Below are 19,722 nucleotides of genomic sequence, written 5' to 3'. Positions count from 1 at the left end.
CTCAGCCCGCGAGACGGCTGCCGATGGACCGGGCGACCTCGCCGTGGGCGAGGTACTCCACGATGTGGTGGGCCCGGTCACGGGCGTTGAGGACGGCGAGCTCGGTCAGTCCGTCCGCCCAGTCGTCGCCGAGCGGGCACCCGATGGACACCGCGTCGGTCGGACACCAGGCGTTGAGCCAGTCCGCCACCTTGTCCGGCCGCTTCGGCCCGCCGACGAGCAGCCGGGTGTACACGCTGTCCAGACCGAGGGGGCTCCCCGCCGTGGTCAGGTGGACGAGCTGCACACCGGGGGAGAGCCGGGTGATGACGTCCATGCCGACGACCGAGCCGAGGCTGTGACCGACGAGGACCACCTCCCCCGCCTCCGGCATCGTCTCCAGCACACGGTCCAGGACCTCGTCCCGGACACGCCGGTCGTCGAGGTACGCGGCCACGTCACGCAGGATCAGGGCGATGGCCCACGCGTCGAGATCGCTGCGGGCGGCCAGCCAGCTCAGCTGCCGCTGCAGCGGCCCGACCACGCCGCTCAGGCCGATCCGTTCGGTGGCCAGCTGCCTCTCGTGCGGCATGTTCCACTTCGTGGCCGCCTCACCGACGATCTCCTCGTACACCGCACGGGCGGTGGGAGTGGCGGGTGCGACGACCTCCGCCGCCGTGGCGGTCGGCGCCTCGACGACCCGGGGCACGGCCTCGTGCGCGGCGAGGGACTGCACCAGCGTGTCGCCGTAGTAGGGGAACCACACGTCCGCCGGGTCCACGGGGGGCAGCCCCGCGCGGACGAGCCCCTGGTTGAGTCCGGCCGTCCATTCGCGGCGCAGCCGCTCGGGGTCCTTGCCCCCCTGGGAGCGGCCGTGCAGGAACACCAGGTGCCGGTGGCCGCCGAACGCGCCGTCCCGGGCGCGCAGCCCCGCACGCGCGGCCGCCCTCTCCGCGGCCGGACGCGGCGCGCCCGCGCCATCCGCGGTGGGGGCCGCCACCGGAGCGGCCGCGGGGGCCGGGGCCGCGACCGGAGTGACCGCGGCGGCCGGAGCCGCCACCGGACCCAGGGCGGCCTCGGCGAGGCCCAGACCGGCCTCCGGGCCCATCCCGGCCAGCAGGGAACGCTCGCGGGAGGTGAGCGGCAGGGCGGCCAGGTGCCTCAGGAGGGAGCTGATCCGCACGCCCTCGTTGGCCACCCAGTCGATGGCGTCGTCGCCGTCTCCGGGCTGCCAGACCCGTCCGTCCAGGCGCAGGACGCGCCCCTGGTCGTCGGTCCTGGGAACACCGCTGTGATGGAGCGCGACGACCTCCCACTGGTCGTTGAAGACCGGGGAACCCGAGTTGCCCGGCTCGGTGTCCGTCCGGTAGTGGACGAAGTCGTCGAGGCGCACCAGGGCCATGTTGTCGCGTACGGCGATCTCCTTCAGGCGTCCCATCGGGTGACCGATGACGTTGACCGGCTCGCCGATCACCAGCTTTCCCGTCTGGGCGCTGAGCCGGCTCCAGCCGAACGTCTCCCCAGGAGGCCGCCCGTCCGGCCCGGGGGCGACCTTGACCAGGGCGAAGTCCAGGCGCTCGTCCGCCACGAAGAAGTCGTCGGGATCGAGCTCCAGCCGTGTCGGCGCCTGCGGAACGTTGTCCACGGAGACCTGGGCGTCGAACTCCGCGACGCACCTTTGGGCGGCCTCCACGTCGGTGAGCACGTGATGGTTGGTCAGCAGCAGGCTCGGCGACACCAGGAAGCCGGTACCGATCGGCAGTTCGCGGCCGTTCCGGCGCACCGAGATCCGGGCCACGGTACGCGCCGCCCGGGCGCCGCGCGGCAGGAAGCTCGCCGCCTGCAGATCCTTCGACGCCCCGAGGATGCGCTCGTACGCGGCGGGCGCGGTCAGCGGGTCCGCCCGGACGGCCTCCACCACCATGGCGGCCGACACCGCGTGCCGGTCGAGCAGACGTGCCGCGCGCGCCGCCAGCGCCTCCTCCGAGTCCGGGAAGGCGACCCCGGCGTCCTGCTGCCGCTCGACCGTCCGCCGCTCGTCGCCGGTCTCCTCGTACCGCGCGGCGGCCGCCGCGCGCTGACGCTCCCGCTCCTCACGGGACCGGTCCGTGACAGCCATGTCACTTCCCCGCCTCTCCGGCGGTGTGCCATGGCACGAAGGCGTTCGTCAGACCGGCGAGGGCCGTGCGCAGCTCGGGGTGGTGGCGCAGCAGCACGGTGATCATGCTGTTGTCGTCGATCCAGGCCATCCCGGCCTTGGAGTACACCTCGGGGGTGTAGTACTCGGTGAAGAAGCGGTCGCTGTTGAGGCGGCGCGAGGCCATCAGGATGAAGATGCGGAACGCCGTGTCGCTGAAGGCGAATCCGGCCGGCAGCTTCTCCGCGTACAGCCCGACCATGAGGTCGACCTTCTCGATGTCGCCCTCGTACAGCTGCTCGATCTGCTCCGCCCACGCCCGGTTCTCCGTCAGCTCCAGGAAGTTCTTCGCGGGCTTCAGCCGCAGCAGCCGCCGGAACTCGTTGTAGCGCGGGACGCCCAGCTCCCGGGAGCGCAGGATGTCGGTGGCGGCGAGGTCCTGCAGATGCCCGTCCGGACGCTCGAACTCCTGTAGGAACCGGGGGAAGTTGTGCAGGGTGACCAGTCCGGGGTGGAGCGTGCCGAAGCTGTACAGCAGGTCGGCCATGTCGGTGGTCTCCAGGACCTTCAGCGCCCCGGGGCCCGAGATGTCGCGCAGGGTGCAGTGGCGCAGCGTCTCGTCGTCGGCGAAGGAGCGCAGGTGCCACTCGTCGCGGATGAGCGGGTGCATGCGGTAGACGGCCACGAACTCCTCGGTGAGGGAGTAGGGGACCCCGTAGTGGTCCGTCTCACCGCCGGGGATGCCGCTGATCACCTCACTGTCGCTGATCCGGCCGAAGAGGTTGTGGACGCGTTCGCCCGCGACGCCCCACCAGTTGGCGCGCAGCGCCTTGACGGTGGTGGGGTGGCTGATCACGGCCGGGGTCCACTCCACGGTGTGGATCTTGGCGAGGAGCGCGGCGTTGACGAGCCGGGCCCGCTGGAACAGCTCCTCGTCGCCCCAGGACGGATACGCGCCGTGCAGGTGGTCGCAGATCGCGTTGTGCTCCCGTGCGAACAGGTCGTGCATCATGGCGAGGCCGAGCCAGAAGCCGGGGATGCGCGAGGGGTCGCGGGAGGGGTCGGAGGGCACCGGGGACTGCTCGTCGTCCCACAGGTGCAGCTTGCCCAGCTCGCCGGTGCGCATCAGGCGCTGCTCGGTCTCGTTCGTCCCGTAGATCTGGGACGCGTCCCACCAGTGGGAGGACACGTTGACGCGGGTGTCGGGCGTCCCCGCGGGTGCCTGCGGGTCGCGGGTCGGGTCGTCCGGTGTCCGCATGATCCGCATGGGGTGTTCCGGCCATGGGTCGTCGTCCATGAGCGGTACCTCCCACGGCCGTTCCGTGGGGCTGGTCCCGTGGCTGAACCAGTCGCGCACCATGAACTGGAGCCAGGCGGAGACGAGGGAGTTGACCGATTCGGCCGGAGTGAGCTCGTCCCGGGTGAGCAGGGCGCGGCTCACCTCGCGCGGGTTCGGCCGGGACAGCACCTCCTCGGGGCCGGCCGGAGGGATCCGGTCCAGTGGGATGTTCCGGCCGAAGCGGGTGCCGGCCATGCCCATCCGCGGCTCGGCGAGGTCGTTGTGACTGCCGTCGGCGGTCCGGTTGACCTTGTGGCTCTCGGAAGGGGGCGCCGGCTCGGGCAGACCGGCCGACGGCAGGCGGCCGGCGTCGTGGAGGTTCCTCTGCCGCAGCTTGACGCGCAGCCCGAGCAGGGTCACCAGTCCCGGGACGACGGGCAGCCTGTCCCAGCCGACGCGACGGTCCACCCACTCGGCGACCGCCGTGACGATCCGCCAGGGCAGTGACGTACGGTATCCGGCCGCGGAACTCCGCGCGGCGCGTGGTTGCTTGCTCATCGCGATACTCCTTGCGCGGCGAGGATCACGTCGCTCGCCTTCTCACTGATCATGTAAATGGGGGTGGCGACGAAGAACCCGGGGATGCGGGGGAAGACCGAGGCGTCGACGATCCGCAGGCGGTCCACGCCACGCACCCGGAAGTCGCTGTCGACGACGGCCGCCGGATCGTCCGCCCGTCCCATCCGGCAGGTGCAGGAGGCGTGGTGGCCCCAGGCCTCGTCCTGCACGAAGCGGCGGAGGTTCTCGTGGCCGTGGACCTGCTCGCCGGGCCACAGCTCCTCGGCGATCACCGAGCCGGCCCTGCGGTTCATCCCGCGCACGAACTCCACGGCGTCGGCCATCGCCTCGAGGTCGACGTCGTCCTTGTCCGTGCCCTCGGTGAAGTAGTGGAAGTTCACCAGCGGGGTGTCCCGGGGGTCGGCGGAGCGCAGCCGCACCCGGCCCCCGGTGTTGTGCGTACGGCTCTTCAGGATGGCCCAGGTGAAGCGGTCCCGATGCAGTGTCAGGTCCCGTGCGTAGTTCGGGTAGTAGCCCCGGAAGTCGAAGGGGCCGCCGAAGATGAACAGATCGGGGGCGTCCAGCGACGGCCGGGACTTGCGGGTGACACCGACGACGGCCCCGTTGGTCGTGTACAGACCCTCACCGCGCCGCCAGTCCCGGTAACAGCGGTCCGGTTCCGCGCCCGGCCGCGGGGCGTGGAAGTCGCAGTCCCCGACGGCCGGGAACGCGCGGTCCATCCGGCTGACCACCCCGACCTCGTAGCGGTCCTGGAGATGGGCGCCCACGCCCTGGAGATCGACCCGTACGGGAATGCCGTGCCGTTGCAGCTCCGCACGCGGTCCGATACCCGACAGCATCAGCAACTGGGGCGTGTTGAAGGCCCCCGCGGCCAGGATCACCTCTCGGGAGGCGAGCACCCTGCGCGGGACCGGCGGTGGCCCGGTGCCCTGCCCGCTCGCGGGATCGGCCCGGTAGGCGTGGGCCTCGTCCAGGTAGTCGACGCCGATCGCCGCTCCGCTCCCGTCCAGCACGACCCGGGCCGCCAGGGCGTGCGTGCGGACCACCAGGGTGTCGGGATGACTGTGCCGGACCGCCTGCACGCGTTCGCGTACCGCGCTGCGCCGGCCGTCCGCCGTGGAGAGCGGGATCTGCCACAGCCCTTGCAGCGCCCGCGTCTGCACCCGCCAGTCGTTGGGATCGACGAACGAGCCGAAACCCTCCAGCGGGGACAGCGGCCGGTCGAGGAGGTCGGTGAGCGCCTCCTCCGCGGCGGACAGGATGACCTTGAGCAACTGCTTGTCCCGTACGGCCAGTTCGGGGTCGGCGAGCGTGGTCGGCAGCCAGCCGTCGAACCCGTGCCGTGCGTCGTTGCGGTACCGGGCGGCCGTGAAGGGCAGGGCGTTCAGCAGTGCGGCCAGCCACGGGTTGGCGGGCGGGTCCTTGGGCCGCGGCCGGTACGTACAGCGCTCCAGCCGCTCGAAGTACCGGCGCATGGCCGCGCTGTGCCACGTCGTGTCGCCGGTCTCCTCCGCGATCGCGTCCCAGTCCCGGTTGTACGGGTAGACGGTGATCAACGCGTGGTGCGCGGTACAGCCGCCGACCGTCCCGGCGCGCGGATACAGGACGCCCCGGTCCGGGACGAGTTTGCTGTCGCGCTGCTGCTGCCGCTCGTCGGCGTAGTGCCGTACGAAGTAGTTCCAGCACTGGACGGGGTCCTCGGAGGCGTCCGCATGGAAGGCGGGGACCAGGTAGTTGTCGTTCTCCTCGGCACCGCCCGCGTCGAGGAGCAGGGTGCGCCGCCCCGCGGCGGCGAGGTTGGCCGCCAGCGGCCCGCCTCCCGCACCGGCACCGACGACGACGTAGTCGAAACCCGTCTCGGCGGGGGGAGCGGCGCCGGGCTCCGCCGTCACGTGCGCTTCCCCTTGGGGGAGTTGGCGAGGGAGAAGGCGGCCAGCACGGTGTTGGTGGCCGAGATCAGCGTGGTGAGCACGGCGGTGCGCGGGGGAAGCCGGCCGTGCAGGCCGAGCATGGCCGCCGTCGCGGTGTCACTGCCGTGGATCAGCACGCCCTCGCGCAGGTCTTCCCTCAGCCGCTCGTCGCGGTTGGTCAGCAGGTCGAGGCCGAGCAGGACGGTACGGATCCCGAAGAGCCGGAAGGCGTAGACGGCCGCCGGGCTGAGTGGTTCACGGTCGGGATCGAGGCGCCGGATGAGCAGGTCCGGCGCGAGCAGTCCGGTGGCCCCGTTGACGATCCGGATTCCGGCGAGCGCGTAGAGCGAGGCGGGGCGGGTGACGGCACGGTGCGTGGCCATCGTGTCTCCTGAAGCTGGAGCGAAGTGTGCGGCGACGGGAACTCCGGCCGAGCTTCCCGGCGAGGGAGGCGAAAACTCCCGAAACCCCCCTGGAAGCACTCCGACTACCACGTTATGGGAACGACTGCCCCACTGCACCTTGAGAACCACGCCTGTTGCGAGGGCAACCAACGGCACGGCACCGGCACCGGTGACCGCCCCGGTCTCCGTGCCCGCTGCCGCCCCGGTCGCCGCGCCCGTCACCGCCCCGGTCGTCACCGTCGCGCACCGGCCCACCGCCCGGCCCGAGGTGGCGTCAGCGATGGCTCATCGTCCCGTCACGCCGGTGGGTGGCCGGACGGGGGCCGCGCCGGGACGGCCGACGCGGGCTCGCAGCCACCGCTCGGCAGGGTGCTCGACGCAGTGGTATGCCAGCCCCGCGAGCGCGAGGCTGACCACCAGCACACCCGCCCAGAAGGCGAGTGTCTCGGCGCCCGGGGCGGGCTTGCCCCAGTGGAAGACGGCCGCCCGGATCACGATCTCGTGGATCAGGTACCAGGCGAACGACCAGTGCCCGAGCCGGATCGTCCACGGCCCGCCCAGTCCGGTGCGCCTGCCGTCGAGGTCGGCACGGGCGGCGGCGCAGATCAGGGCCGCGAAGAGGGGTGCCGACAACCACTGCGAGGCGTTGTAGGGGCTGTACCAGAGGGTGTCCGGCACGGCGTCGGACCAGGGGATCAGCAGCAGGTGCCAGCCGGCGACGAGCCCCGACGCCACCGGCAGGGGCACGGAAGGCCGCCAGCCGCGCTTGAGGGCGAGCCCCGCGACCACGCCCAGCACGAACTGCAGGAACCGGGTCAGCGGCAGGTAGTCGAGAGCCCAGTTGCGGGTGGTGGCCGGCAGACCGGACAGCGCCGGCCACAGCACGAGGGCGGCGCAGGTGACGGCGAGCGCCGTCCAGGCCCAGACCCGGGCGCGGCGGCCCGCGAGCAGCGCCAGCAGCGCGGGGAAGGTCAGGTAGAACCAGGCCTCGTCGCTGAGCGACCAGGCCGCCGGGTTGCCCCCCGTGAACATGACCGGCTGCGGGAACCACGCGTGGACCAGCAGCAGGGTCGCGGCCACCGCCTTGGCCGGCACGGCACGGTCCATGACGGCCCACACGGCGACCGACAACCCGGTGCTGACGGCGAGCAGGGGCCAGACGCGGGCGAAGCGGCGCCACAGGAAGACCCGCGCGGGCACACCCGCGCCGTCGTACGTCCACGCCAGTACGACGCCCGACAGCACGAAGAAGAACGTCACGCCGCTCCGGCCGTACCAGACGGTCTCACTGAGTCCCGGGACGAAGCCGACCTGCCGGGACAGGTGGTACAGGACGACGAGCAGGGCCGCCCAGAAGCGCAGCCCGGTCAGTGAGGGCAGCCGGTCACGACCGCCCCCCGGTATGGCATTCAACGATGGGTCCTTCAACCTCTGGAACACGAGCCCCGCTCGGCGGAGCAGAGAGTAACACCGGGCCCGGTTGTCCCCGCCCCGCCGCGTCCCCAGCTGGATGCGGTCCGCCGCCGACCGCTCGACCACGTCCGTCGCCGTCGACGTGCGAAGTCGCCCGGCGCGATGGAGCCTGGGAGTCATGCAGCGCGAGGGCGGGAACCGGCAGCGGGCGGGCGCGCAGGACGTGGAGTCCGCTCTGGACGAGCTGTACACCACCCCGCCACCCCGGTTCGTCGCCCGCCGTGAGGAACTGGCCGCCGCGGCCAGGGCGGACGGCCGCGCGGAGGACGCCCGCAGGATCCATGCCGCCCGCCGCCCCTCACTCGCGGCCTGGGCGGCGAACCTGCTGCTGCGATCCGAACCGCAGGAGAGCCGGCGGTTCCTGGAACTGGGCCAGGCCCTGCGGGAGGCGTACGGCGGTATGGACAGCGCCGGGGTCAGGGAGCTGTCCGTCCAGCGCCGGCGTGTGGTCTCCGAGCTGTCCCGGCAGGCCGTGCGGATCGCCCTCGAGGCGGGCCACCGGCTGTCGGGCGCGGCGCAGCAGGATCTCGAGGCCACCCTGCACGCGGTGCTCGCCGACCCGGCCGCAGCCGACCGGTGGGCCGGGGGCCGGCTGGAGAGCGCCCTCGTCCCGCCCTCGGAGTTCGCCGCCGTCGCGGCGTCCACGGCCGGCGCGCCGCCCGAGCCGGCCCGGCCCCGGGCGGCGTCAGCCCCGGCCCCCTCGGCCCGGACCCAGGACGAACTGGCGGAGCAGCGCCGTGAACGGCGGCGGCGGCTCGCGCGGGCCAGAACGGCGGCCAAGGACGCCGAGCAGCGGCTGCGGGCCTGCCGCACAGCGCGATCCGACGCCGACGCGCACCTGACGCGGGAGCACAGCCGCCACGACCGGGCCCGGCAGCAGGTGTCCGACGCCGAGCGGCGGCTGGGGCAGGCCCGCGAGGAACTCGACCGGGCCGCCGCGGCCGAACGGGAAGCCGGGGAACGCAGCCAGGCGGCGGCCGAAGCGGTCGTCGAGGCCGAGCGGGAAGCCCGTGAGGCCGCCGACGAGGTGGACCGGCTGTCCGCACGGACGCCGTGACCGCTGCCCACTGCGGCGTTCGGCAGCCGAGCGCCCCTGGCGGCCCGCGACGGTGACGGACGTCCGCGAGGGCGCGCCTGCCGCCTCGCCTCCGAAGGGTTGACCGTGACACTCGGCATGGTTCTCCGGGGCACGCCGGCCGGCCCCGACGCACCTCGGTTCGTCAGGCGCTGACAAAGGCGGCAGCCGCCGCTGCGTTGTTGTGAGCATCGCCCGACCGAGCCGTCCGCACGGACCTACGGTCCGGCTATGGACACGAGTCGCAGCAGTACAAGAACCGCGAAGTCCCTGCGCAGCGCCGCGCTGGCGGTCCTGCTGACCACCGGGGGGCTCACCGCGGCCGCCCCCGACGCGCAGGCGGCGAGCGGCAGGACCGAGACCGCCGTGGCGTCGACCAGCCCGGTCACCGGGGTGACCGAGACGGTGGTGCGGGTGAAGGCGCCGCTGCCGGCCTCCTTCGGGACCCGCCCGGCGGCGTGCGACTGGCTGTCGTACCTGCGCTACCGCGCCTCCGACGGACCGTCGGCGTCGGCCGACGCCGACCGGATCCTCGTCGCCCAGCCGGGCATCCTGGAGGGCGCCGGGGCGTTCGACAGCGTCGCCCGCAACACCGTGGCACGCGCCGCCGCACAGGGGCGGCACATCGAGTTCTGGGCGCTGGACCGGCGTTCCAACTGCCTGGAGGACCGCACCGGGATCGCCTCCGGCGACCAGCACACGGCGGTCGACTACTACTACCGCGGCAAGCAGGTCGACGGGCGCGCCTTCGCCGGGTACCTGGGCAACGACCGGCTGGGGTGGATGGCGAGACTCGGCATCGAGCAGACCGTCCGCGACCAGTACGACCTGCTCGCCGCCGAGTTGCCCGACCAGGGCCTGCGCAAGCGGAAGCTGCTGTGCGGAGGCCACTCGCTCGGCGGCGTCATCACCGGGTACTTCGCGACCGCCGACTTCGACGGCGACCGCGCCACCACCGCCGACGCCGGACACAACCAGTGCGCCGGGTACTTCGCCCTGGACACGACCGTGTCCACCTCGCTCGCCGACCTGAGCGGCAGCATCCCCGACGACACCAACCTGCCCGACATCGGTCTCGGCCACGGCGTCGTGCAGGCCGGGCTCGACAGCGGACTGCTGCCGCGCTCGCTGTCGGCGCCCGTCCTGCTCAACCCCGAGACCATGACCCTGCTGGCCATCGCCGGCCTGGGCGTCGTACGGGACCCCGACGGCGAGGCCGACCTGCCGGCCTACCTGCCCGTCAACACCAACATCGAGGCGACCCACCGCTTCCTGTTCTCCAAGGACGCCGCCGCCTTCCTCACCGGGTCACCGGCGGTGAAGGACTTCCGGCTCACCAACGCGGCGGTGCTCGGCGCGCTGATGGACGACAACTCCGTACCGCTGGCGTTCCTGCAGAGCAGCGTCGGCTTCTTCGACGGTGGGCCGATCGCCGACAAGAGCTTCCCCGTCGCCAACGGCGGCGACCAGCAGCCGGGGCCGTTCGGCACCGCCTACAGGGCGATCCCGGACCGGCCGCACGGGCCGCTGTACACCTGGCGCACCTACGACCGGGTGGGCGACCCGGACGACCCCGGCTACCGGTCGGCCGACGGCACGCCGTTCACGGGACCCGGCAAGGAGGTCACCGACCTCCAGGAGCTGGCCCGCAGCCTGGCCGAGCAGCCGCTGGACTTCACCGAGCAGTACTTCCCGACCAAGCTGGTCACCGACCTCCAGCTGTCCACCTCGCCGCAGGTGAAGCGGCTCGTCGTCCACCCCGACGGGCTGACCGCCAACCCGACGCTCACCGTGCTGGCGGGCGACGGACTGCTGGCCGGCCGCATACCGTCCGACCTGCGCCCCGTGGTCGCCGACGGGTATCAGCACCTCGACGTGCTGACCGCGGCACCGGTGCAGAACGACGGACGTCCCGAGCCCGTCTCGACGAGCCTCGTGGAGTTCGCCCGCACTCCCCGGTAGCGCGTCCGCGGGGAAGAAGGGCCCGGGAGGATCTCCTCCCGGGCCCTTCCGCGCGTGTTCGTCCGCCGCGGACTCAGACCTTGCCGGCGGCGAAGGCGGCCGCCGTGTCGGCGTCGTCGCGGTAGCTCAGATGCGCCAGGGTGTCGCCCCCGCCGCGCTCGCAGATGGGGTCGCCGTCCGCGCAGATGTCGAGGGTGCGGCTCTGGTAGGTGCCGGTGACGCTCTTGCCGAGGGCCCGGATCGGATTGCCGAACAGCAGGACCGCGGCGACTCTCGGCTCCAGAGCGGCCGGGATGGTGGCCACGATCGGACTGCCGACCACCGCGCCCGCGCTGCTGATGCCGATGGAGTTGTCGACGACGTTCGCGCCCTGGGAATAGCCCACCAGGACGAAACGCTGGTTCGGGCAGGCGGCCGCCTGGCTCCTGACGTGGTTCACCAGGTCCGCGTTGCCCTGCGCCGCCGAGGTGAGGGAAAGGTCCGCGGGATAGTTCACCTTGTAGCTGGAGAGGCTTTTGCCCGTCAGTTTCCTCTGCAGGGCGGAATACACGGGATCGCCGACGATGAAGCCGAGGGTGCCCGGCTCGAGGGTGCCGCGCGCGGCCACGACCTCGATGTCCGTGCAGGGTGCGGCCGAAGCCGTGGGCGCCGAGAGGGTGGCCAGACCGGCCCCGCCGACGAGTGAGAGCGCGGCGAGACACAAACGGATGCGCATGGGGATCCTTTGCGGGTGGGGCGCGTGCAGCGCCTGGGGAAAAGGACGCCCCGAACGTAATCGCGTGTCCCCGCCGGGTGTTATGGACGGGAATTCAGAAACTCCCCGGGTTTTGTTGCCGACATGAGCGGTCCCCGTGCGTCACGGGGTGAATCCGCTCCGGTCCCGCAGTTCCTCCGCGCGCAGGGCCAGGATGAGGTCCAGACGGGTGCCGGGATCGTGCAGCGCGTCGCCGAACAGCTTCTCCAACTGGCGCAGGCGGTAGCGGACCGTCTGCGGGTGGACGTGCAGCCGGGTGGCGACCTCCGGCACGTTGCTGCCGCTGAGCAGCCACGCCAGCAGTGTCTCGGCGAGCCGGGCGCGCTGCCCCTCGGACACCGTGTCGAGCGGCGCGAGGACCCGCGCGGCCAACCGGTCGAGCAGCGGCTCGTCGCTGTGCAGCAGCAGGGTCGACAAGTGGTCGGCGCACCGCACCACGCCCTGCCGGGGAAGGATCCCGCGCCCCATCAGCCCCAGGGCGCGGGTGGCCCAGTGCAGCGACCGGGCGGCCTCGGTGAGCGGGACCGTCGGGCCGATCGCCGCCGGGCGGCCCCGCAGGGCGAGGGCGAACGCCCGGCCGCCGAAGCGGCCGGAGCCGTCCGGGTCGGGCACCAGCATCCGGGGCGGCCGGGACTCCATGTCCACCAACGCGCCCGCCGCCACCAGCGGCCGGTCCTCCTGGTGGTGCTCCGGGCCGGCCGCGAGCGCGACGACGGCGACCTGCCGCGGCACCGACCACCGGGCGCCGTGCGCCAGGTCCTGCACCGCCTCCGGGGACACCGGCCCGTCGCCCAGCAGCAGGTCGAGCAGGCGCCTGCGACGCCGCTCCAGTTCGTCCGTGCTGCGCAGCTGAGCCTCCGCGTATCCGGCCGCGGCCGCCTCCGCCACCTCGTGCACCGTCCGGAACGCCAGCTCGCCCAGCGCGGCCACGACCGCGGAGTCCAGCCCGAGCTCCTCGGCGGTACGGCCCAGCAGCCGCCAGGCCTGCAGCCCGCCGACGCGCAGCGCGGACTGCAGCGCGTCCAGACCGCGGCCCTCCACCGCCTCGCCGCGCCCGAGTTCGTAGTAGGTCGCGGCGATCGCGTCCCCCCGGCCCCGCGGGTCGGCGATGTGGTCGACGAACAGGGTGAGCGCCTGGACGACCCCGGCCCTCAGGTGCGCGCGGTACGTCCCGTCGGCCGGCCGCGCGTACTCCGGGACCTGTCTGCGCACCTCCTCCTCCACCTCGTCGGCGACGGCCTCGAGCCGGTCGCGCAGCAACTGGGCCAGATCGGGCGGCACACAGGAGGCAACGAGGCCTTCCGGTACGCCGTGCGGGGTGGGGGCGGCCACGGCGGACCCTCCTTTCACACGGAAGCGGCTCACCCGCGGGGCGTTGCCCGCGGGGCGAGGGGTGACTGGCCAGTTGGACGCGCGCCCCCTGCGGTCCGTTCCGTGCCCCGACGGCAGCCCCCTCACTCCGGCACCCCCAGCGCACGGGCGAGCATCGGCCACGACGCGGTGAACTCCCGCTTCCAGTAGGCCCAGCTGTGTCCTCCTCCCGCGTAGTAGTGCGTGGTGACCGGGATGCCGAGCAGCGCGAGCGTGTCGGTGAAGTGGTGGGCGGAGGGCCACAGGGCGCTCTCCAGCGTCTCGGGGAGCCAGTCACCGCTGCCGCCGGCCACTCCGCTGCCGCTGGAGACGTACAGACCGGTGCCGCGCAGTCCCGCGGCGCGGACGCGCGGGTTGTGGGCGCGCCAGGTAGGGAGATGGAGGACCGGACTGCCCCACAGGGACAGCGGCAGCAACTTCTCACGGGCGACGATGGCGTCCACGATCGGCGGCACACCGGGTGCCGTGGTGTCGAGGATGCCGCTGTAGGAGGCCGCCGCCGTGAACGTGCCCGGATGGCGTGCCGCGTGCGCCATCGCGCCGTAGCCGCCGGTGGACACCCCGGCGACGGCCCGCACGCCGGAGGCCCGGTAGGAACGGGCCAGCAGCGCCGGAACCTCCTCGACCTGGAACGTCTCGTAGTCGGGACCGGCACGCCAGGCGCTGGGAATGCCGGTGGGTCCCGCGTCCGGCATGGCCACGATCAGGTCCCGGCCCTCGGTGAAGGCCTCGATGTCCGTCTCCCGGGTCCAGGACGTGTAGTCGTCGTGGGCGCCGTGCAGCAGGTACAGCACGGGATAGGTCCGCGCGGGCCGCGCGTCGAAGCCCGACGGCAGGATCAGCCGTACCGGCGCGCTGCGGCCCAGGGCGGCGGAGGACACGGACACGTCGAGGGTGCGCGGTCCGAGCCGGGTCGCGGCCCGCGCGGTGACGGCGCCGGTTCCGAACAGGGCGGTCAGACCGGCGGCCGCCGCGGCTTTGGTGACGGCGCGTCGGGACGCTCCGGGGGAGTGGTGGGGCATGGCGGCTCCTCGGATCCGGTTCAGCGGGTCTGTTCGGCGAGTCGTCGTCGCAGGTGGGCGGCGATCTCGTCGACGTGCGGGGGGTCGAGCAGCGACAGATGGTGGCCCGCGACCCGTACGACCGTCAGGCGCGGGCACACCTCGTCCCAGCCCAGTGCCTCGTCGCCCCGTTCGTAGGCGGGGTCGCGCACGGTGTGCGGTGCGGCGTCGGTCGCCCGGTACAGGACCACCCGCCCGTCGTACCGCCCCGGCCGGTGGGCCTCGCCGATCCTCAGGTCCAGGTAGGAGGAGCGCTGGTGCTCCAGGGCGGCCGGCGGCACGGCGGCGGCCTCGCGCAGCGCCCGCAGCACGGCGTCGATGCGCTCTCCGTCGTCGTCCATCGCGACGAGGTCGTCGTACGGCAGTTCCAGCCGGACCCCGTAGGTGTCGGCGACATGGCGGGCGAATCCCGTGAAGTGGGCGCGGATCCGGTCGGCCGGTGTCAGGCCGGGCCGGGGGAGGGGCCGCACGGAGTCGATCAGCACCACCAGTTCCACCTCCCGCCCGGTGGCGGTGAGCTGCCGTGCCGTCTCCTGGGCGACGAAGCCGCCGAAGGACCAGCCGCCCAGCAGACAGGGCCCGTCGGGGTGGACGGCGGTGACCGTCTCGGCGTAGCGCCGCGCCTTCTCGGCGACCGTGGGGGCGTCTTCCAGCCGCTCCAGTCCGTACACGGGCCGCTCGTCGCCGAGCCGTTCGGCGAGGGACCGGTAGACGTCGGTGGTACCGCCGGCGGCGTGCACGAGGAAGAGCGGCGGCAGGGACCCGGCGGCGCGCAGGGTCCGCAGCGGGGAGCACTCGGCCCGCCGTGCCCGGAGCGCCTGCTGGAGCCGGGCGGCCGCCTCCTCGACGGTGGTGGCACCGAGCAGGTCCCGCAGGGGCGGCTCGAACCCGAACTCGCGGTGCAGGGCGGCGCGCACGCGGACGGCCATCAGCGAGTCCAGACCGAGGTCGGCCAGGGCGGTGGAGGGCGCGACACGGCTTCGGGGATGGCCGGTGACGGCGGCGATGTGGTGACGGAGACGACCGGTGACGGAGGTGTCTTCCACCGTGCCGGCCTCCTCCACCGTGCCGGCCTCTCCCGTCGGCGCCGCCGGTGCGCTCGTCGCGGCGGCGGCGCCCGTACGCCCGTCCGTCCACCAGTACCGCACGTGCCGCCAGCGCGGTGAGGGCAGGTCGACGACCCGGCCCGGCGGCAGGGGCAGGCGTCCGCCCGCGGCGTACAGGGCTCCCACCTGCGTGAGGAACGCCGAGGAGCCGTCGGCGTCGCGGCGCAGGGTGCCGAGGGCGAGGGCGCCCGGCACGGTGTCGGTGACGGCCCGGGTCAGCACCGGGTGCGGCGAGATCTCCACGAAGGCGGTGTGACCGTCGGCCGCCGCGGCCGTGACGGCCCGGTCCAGACGCACGGGCCGCCGCAGGTTCGCCGCCCAGTGGGAGGCGTCGAACACCGCGTCGCCCCGCGGGTCGTCCAGGACGGTGGAGTACACCGGAACCCGCGGCCGCCCGCCCCGGACGTCGGCCAACGCGTCCGTCAACTCCGGCAGGAGCGGCTCCACCTGGGGCGAGTGCCCGGCCCCGGCCACCCGCAGGGCGCGGGCGGCCCGCCCCGCGCGCTCCAGCCGCCGTACCACTTGTGACACCGTCGGCTCGTCGCCGGTGACGACCTTCTGACCGGGCGAGGAGTGGACGGCGACGTGCAGGCCCGGGAAGTCCCGGCGCAGGGCGTCGAGTTCGCCGTCGTTCACGTCGACGACGGCCATGGCGCCGCCCCGCAGCTTGCCGAGCAGCCGGGCCCGTACGGCGACGACCCGGGCCGCGTCGGGCACGTCCAGGGCGCCCGCGCACACCGCGGCGGCCACCTCGCCCACGGAGTGGCCGATGACGGCGGCGGGCTCGACGCCGTGCGCGCGCCACAGTTCGGCGAGCGCCACCTGGACGCCGAACAGGACGGGCTGGGCGACCTCCACGCGATCGAGGGCCGCCCCGGACGCCAGATGGTCGTGCAGCGACAGACCGCACTCCGGGGCGAGCTGGGCGTCGAGCTTCTCCACGGCGGTGGCGAAGGCGGGCTCCTCGGCCAGCAGCCGCCGCCCCATGCCGGCCCACTGGCTGCCGTACCCGGAGAAGACCCACACCGGACCGGGCCCGACGAGATCACGCTCGCCGGTCACGACCCGGGCGTGCGGGCGCCCCCGCGCCAGCGCGCCCAGCGCCTCCGCGAGTTCGGCACGGTCACGGGCGGTGACCGAGGCCCGCACGGGCCCGCGGCCGACCCGCCCGGCGAGCGTGCGCGCCACGTCGGCGGGGCGCGCGGCACTCCCCTCGGGCGCAGCGAGCCAGTCGGCGAGCCGGGCCGCGGTGTCCCGGACACGCGCGGTGTCGACGTCCGACAGGAGATGCAGACGGGCGGCCGGTTCCTCGGCCCGCGGCGGCAGGACGGCGGGCCGCCACTCCTCCAGCACCACGTGGGCGTTGGTGCCGCCGAAGCCGAAACCGGAGACCCCGGCCGTGGCCGTGCCGCCGTAACGGGGCCACGGCTCGGGCTCCGTCACCACCCGCAGCCGTACGTCGTCCACGGAACTGCCCCCGGCGCAGTGCAGGGACGGCGGAACGAGGTCGTGGTGCAGCGCGAGCACCGTCTTGACCAGCCCGGCGATGCCCGCGGCGGACTCCAGGTGGCCGAGGTTGCCCTTGACCGAGCCGAGGAGCAGAGGCTGGTCCGGGTCGCGGCCCGCGCCGAGCACGGCGCCGAGCGCCCCCGCCTCGATCGGGTCGCCCAGCGGGGTGCCGGTGCCGTGCGCCTCGACGTAGTCGATGTGCGCCGGGGTGAGCCCGGCCCGCCCGCAGGCGGTCGTCAGCAGGGCCCGCTGCGCCGCGGGGTTGGGCGCCAGCAGACCGTTGGAGCGGCCGTCGGAGTTGACGGCCGTGGCGCGGATGACGGCGAGGACGCGGTCACCGTCCCGCTCGGCGTCGGACAGCCGCTTCAGCAGCACGGCCGCGCACCCCTCCCCGCGTCCGATGCCGTCGGCCGCCGCGGAGAACGGCTTGCACCTCCCGTCCGGGGCGAGGGCGCCCGCCCGCCGGAACGCGACGGTGACGGTGGGGGAGAGCAGCAGGTTGACCCCGGCCGCGATCGCCGTGTCGCACTCGCCCGTGCGCAGGCTGACGCAGGCCTGGTGCACGGCGACCAGCGAGGAGGAGCAGGCGGTGTCGACGGCCACGCTCGGTCCGCGCGTGTCCAGCACGTACGCCAGCCGCCCCGCGGTCACGCCCAGCGCGCCGCCGGCCGGTGCCCAGGGGTCGACGGCGGCCGGGTCGGCGCCGGTCAGCGAGCCGTACTCCGGGGCGGAGACACCGACGAAGACACCGGTGACGGTGCCGGCCAGGGATGCCGCCGGGACGGCCGCGTGGTCGAGCGTCTCGTGGACGACCTCCAGCAGGATCCGCTGCTGCGGGTCCATCACCGCGGCCTCGCGCGGCGAGATGTGGAAGAACTCCGCGTCGAACCCGGCGATGTCGTCGAGGTAGCCGCCGTACGGGAGGGCGTCGGCGGGCGGGAAGGCGGTGAAGTCGCGCCACCGGTCCTCCGGCACCCGCCGGATCGCGTCGACGCCCTCGCTCAGCAGCCGCCAGTAGTCGCCCGGGCCGTGCACACCGCCCGGCAGCCGGCAGCCGACGCCGATGACCGCGACGGGTTGAGCGGACGCCGGCGACGGAACGGGCGACCCCGCCGGCGCAGCGGTCGCCGGGCCGCACAGGTGCGCCACCAGGGCGTCACCGGTGGGCGCCTCCCACAGCAGCGTCGCCGACAGCTCACGGCCCGTCACCCGGGAGAGCTCCCCGGCCAGGACGACCGCCTCCCGTGAGGACATGCCGAGGTCCGTCAGCGGCCGGTCCATCGCCACGTTCTCGACGGCCGTGCCGGTCCAGGCCGCCACCCGTTCGGCGATCAGGCGGCGCAGCGCGCTCTCGTCGACGGCCCTCACCCGGCGGTCCCCGGCGCGTAGGCACCCTCCAGATAGCGTTCGCGGGTCAGCGCCCGCGACACCTTGCCGCTGGAGGTGCGGGGCACCGTGCCCGGCGGGACCACGACGACGTCGGCGAGCCGCAGCCCGTGCCGCGCGGAGACGGCCGCGCGCACCGCGCGGGCGAGGGCCGGCAGGTCGGTGTCCGCGAGGCTCGTGCCGCGTGCGTGCTCGGCGACCACGACCACCCGTTCACCCGGCTCGCCGGGGACCGCGAACGCGGCGAGCCGGTCGCGCCGCACGGCCGGGTGCGCGTCCTGGACCGTCGCCTCCAGGTCCTGCGGATAGTGGTTGCGGCCGTCGACCACGATCAGGTCCTTCAGGCGGCCGGTGACGATCAACTGCCCGTCCAGGACCGTTCCCAGGTCACCGGTGCGCAGCCAGTCCCCGGGTCCGGCCGTGACGTCGGCGAAGGAGGCGCCGAAGACGCGCCGGGTCTGCCGGTCCTGCCGCCAGTAGCCGCGCCCCACGTTGGGACCGCGCACCCAGATCTCCCCGACCTCCCCCTCGGACAGCCGGACGCGGGACACCGGATCGGCGATGCCCACCTCCTGGCCCGCCGGAGTGCCGCAGCCCGCCAGCGGCACGGCCCGGGGATCGTCGGGCCGCGCCGGCAGCGCCTTCCCGGCGGCGAGGGCGTCGCGGTCGAGAGAGAACCGGCGCAACGGCTCCCCGGGCCGGGCGGCACTGACGAAGACGGTGGCCTCGGCGAGACCGTACGACGGGCAGTGGGTGTCCGGCGCCAGTCCCCGCTCGGCGAACGCCGCGTGGAAGCGGTCGGCCGTGCCGGGTCGGACCGGTTCGCTGCCGTTGATGAGCGCGGCGACACCGTCCAGCCGCAGGTCGGCCTTCTGCGCGTCGGTGACGGCCGAGGCGCAGTAGTCGTAGGCGAAGTTGGGCGCGGCGCTCACCGCGCGCGGATGGGCCGCCAGCAGCCGCAGCCAGCGCGCCGGCTCGTGCAGGAACGCCACCGGATCCATGAGCACCGACAGCAGGCCCCGGACGACCGGGGCGGCGACGCTCAGTACGAGACCCATGTCGTGGTAGAGCGGCAGCCAGCCCACGCAGGTGACCGGACGGTCGTCGGCGCCGTAGGCGGTCAGCGCCTGACGGGCGTTGGCGACGACGTTGGCGTGGGTGATCTCCACACCGGCCGGTGTCCGGGTCGAGCCGGAGGTGTACTGGAGGTAGGCGACCGCCGAGTCGTCCGGCGGGACGGGCCGCCCCTCCCCGGCGGCGGCGTCCGGTACCCGGTCCGCCACGACGACCCGCACCGGCGTGCCCCCGCTCTCACACAACTCCCGTACCTCTTCGGCGGCCTGACTGGTGGTCACGACCGTTGTGGGACGCGCGTCGGCCAGGACCGCCGAGAGCCGGTCGCCGTGCCCGGGCAGGCCGGGCGGATACAGCGGTACGGCGACCAGCCCGGCGGTCTGCGCGGCGAGGAAGGCGGTGACGTACTCCGTGCCCTGCGGGCACAGCAGCGCGACCCGGGATCCGGGCTCGGCCTCCTCGGCGAGCCGGGTGGCCAGCGCCCGCACCCGCAGGTCGAGGCGCCGCCAGGTCAGGGTGCGGTGCACGCCACGCGCCCGCGCGGCCGGGTGGTCGACGAAGGTGAACGCCCGGCGGTCGGGGGTGTGTTCGGCCCAGTGCCGCACGTACTCCGGCAGACTCCGGTACGCGGGCGCGAGCGGGGGGCGGCGGGTGTCCATCGGG

General features: G+C 74.0%; 12 protein-coding genes. 2 read left to right on the top strand and 10 right to left on the bottom strand.

The genetic code is table 11. The features are described from left to right. Nucleotide 1: 1 nt before the first annotated feature. The 5 genes from ACIBBD_RS31385 to ACIBBD_RS31365 all read right to left on the bottom strand — a co-directional run bounded on the left by ACIBBD_RS31385 (nt 2) and on the right by ACIBBD_RS31365 (nt 7,701). Entirely contained in the window at nt 2–2,098 is a 2,097-nt protein-coding gene (locus tag ACIBBD_RS31385; RefSeq protein WP_399422949.1) for a trypsin-like serine peptidase, read from the bottom strand. Nucleotide 2,099: 1 nt separating this feature from the next. Next, nucleotides 2,100–3,953 (bottom strand): peroxidase family protein, encoded by a 1,854-nt coding sequence (locus ACIBBD_RS31380; protein WP_399422948.1) that lies wholly within the window; start codon nt 3,951–3,953, stop codon nt 2,100–2,102. Beyond that, nucleotides 3,950–5,866: a GMC family oxidoreductase gene (locus ACIBBD_RS31375; protein ID WP_399422947.1), complete on the bottom strand. Its 1,917-nt coding sequence runs from the start codon at nt 5,864–5,866 to the stop codon at nt 3,950–3,952. Before ACIBBD_RS31375 ends, ACIBBD_RS31380 begins: the two co-directional genes overlap by 4 nt. Further along, complete coding sequence (locus tag ACIBBD_RS31370) at nt 5,863–6,267, bottom strand: hypothetical protein (RefSeq protein ID WP_399422946.1); 405 nt, start codon at nt 6,265–6,267, stop codon at nt 5,863–5,865. Before ACIBBD_RS31370 ends, ACIBBD_RS31375 begins: the two co-directional genes overlap by 4 nt. 306 nt (nt 6,268–6,573) lie before the next feature. Next, complete coding sequence (locus ACIBBD_RS31365) at nt 6,574–7,701, bottom strand: acyltransferase family protein (protein WP_399422945.1); 1,128 nt, start codon at nt 7,699–7,701, stop codon at nt 6,574–6,576. A 178-nt stretch (nt 7,702–7,879) separates the two neighbouring features. Between ACIBBD_RS31365 and ACIBBD_RS31360 the strand changes: the two genes are divergently transcribed. Both ACIBBD_RS31360 and ACIBBD_RS31355 read left to right on the top strand, forming a co-directional pair. Then, the gene (locus ACIBBD_RS31360; RefSeq protein ID WP_399422944.1) at nt 7,880–8,818 is read left to right on the top strand and encodes a hypothetical protein; all 939 of its coding nucleotides are present in this window, start codon (nt 7,880–7,882) and stop codon (nt 8,816–8,818) included. A gap of 249 nt (nt 8,819–9,067) precedes the next feature. Further along, nucleotides 9,068–10,798 (top strand): hypothetical protein, encoded by a 1,731-nt coding sequence (locus ACIBBD_RS31355; RefSeq protein ID WP_399422943.1) that lies wholly within the window; start codon nt 9,068–9,070, stop codon nt 10,796–10,798. Between the two features lie 73 nt (nt 10,799–10,871). Here the strand turns inward: ACIBBD_RS31355 and ACIBBD_RS31350 are convergent, their stop codons facing one another. The 5 genes from ACIBBD_RS31350 to ACIBBD_RS31330 form a co-directional block, all read right to left on the bottom strand. After that, the gene (locus ACIBBD_RS31350) at nt 10,872–11,513 is read right to left on the bottom strand and encodes a cutinase family protein (protein WP_399422942.1); all 642 of its coding nucleotides are present in this window, start codon (nt 11,511–11,513) and stop codon (nt 10,872–10,874) included. 141 nt (nt 11,514–11,654) lie between these two features. Next, entirely contained in the window at nt 11,655–12,884 is a 1,230-nt protein-coding gene (locus tag ACIBBD_RS31345) for a PucR family transcriptional regulator (RefSeq protein ID WP_399422941.1), read from the bottom strand. 122 nt (nt 12,885–13,006) lie between these two features. Continuing rightward, on the bottom strand, nt 13,007–13,945 hold the full coding sequence (locus tag ACIBBD_RS31340) for an alpha/beta hydrolase (protein WP_399422940.1): 939 nt from the start codon (nt 13,943–13,945) through the stop codon (nt 13,007–13,009). A 20-nt stretch (nt 13,946–13,965) separates the two neighbouring features. Continuing rightward, on the bottom strand, nt 13,966–17,967 hold the full coding sequence (locus tag ACIBBD_RS31335; protein WP_399422939.1) for an acyltransferase domain-containing protein: 4,002 nt from the start codon (nt 17,965–17,967) through the stop codon (nt 13,966–13,968). Beyond that, complete coding sequence (locus ACIBBD_RS31330) at nt 17,964–19,718, bottom strand: fatty acyl-AMP ligase (RefSeq protein WP_399422938.1); 1,755 nt, start codon at nt 19,716–19,718, stop codon at nt 17,964–17,966. The genes ACIBBD_RS31335 and ACIBBD_RS31330 overlap by 4 nt, the downstream gene beginning before the upstream one ends. Nucleotides 19,719–19,722: the final 4 nt, after the last annotated feature.

The organism is Streptomyces sp. NPDC051315 (genome assembly GCF_044455165.1).
GTDB lineage: Bacteria > Actinomycetota > Actinomycetes > Streptomycetales > Streptomycetaceae > Streptomyces.
The sequence above is the reverse complement of the archived record's forward strand: the minus strand, read 5'-3'. Positions and strand labels throughout refer to the sequence as shown.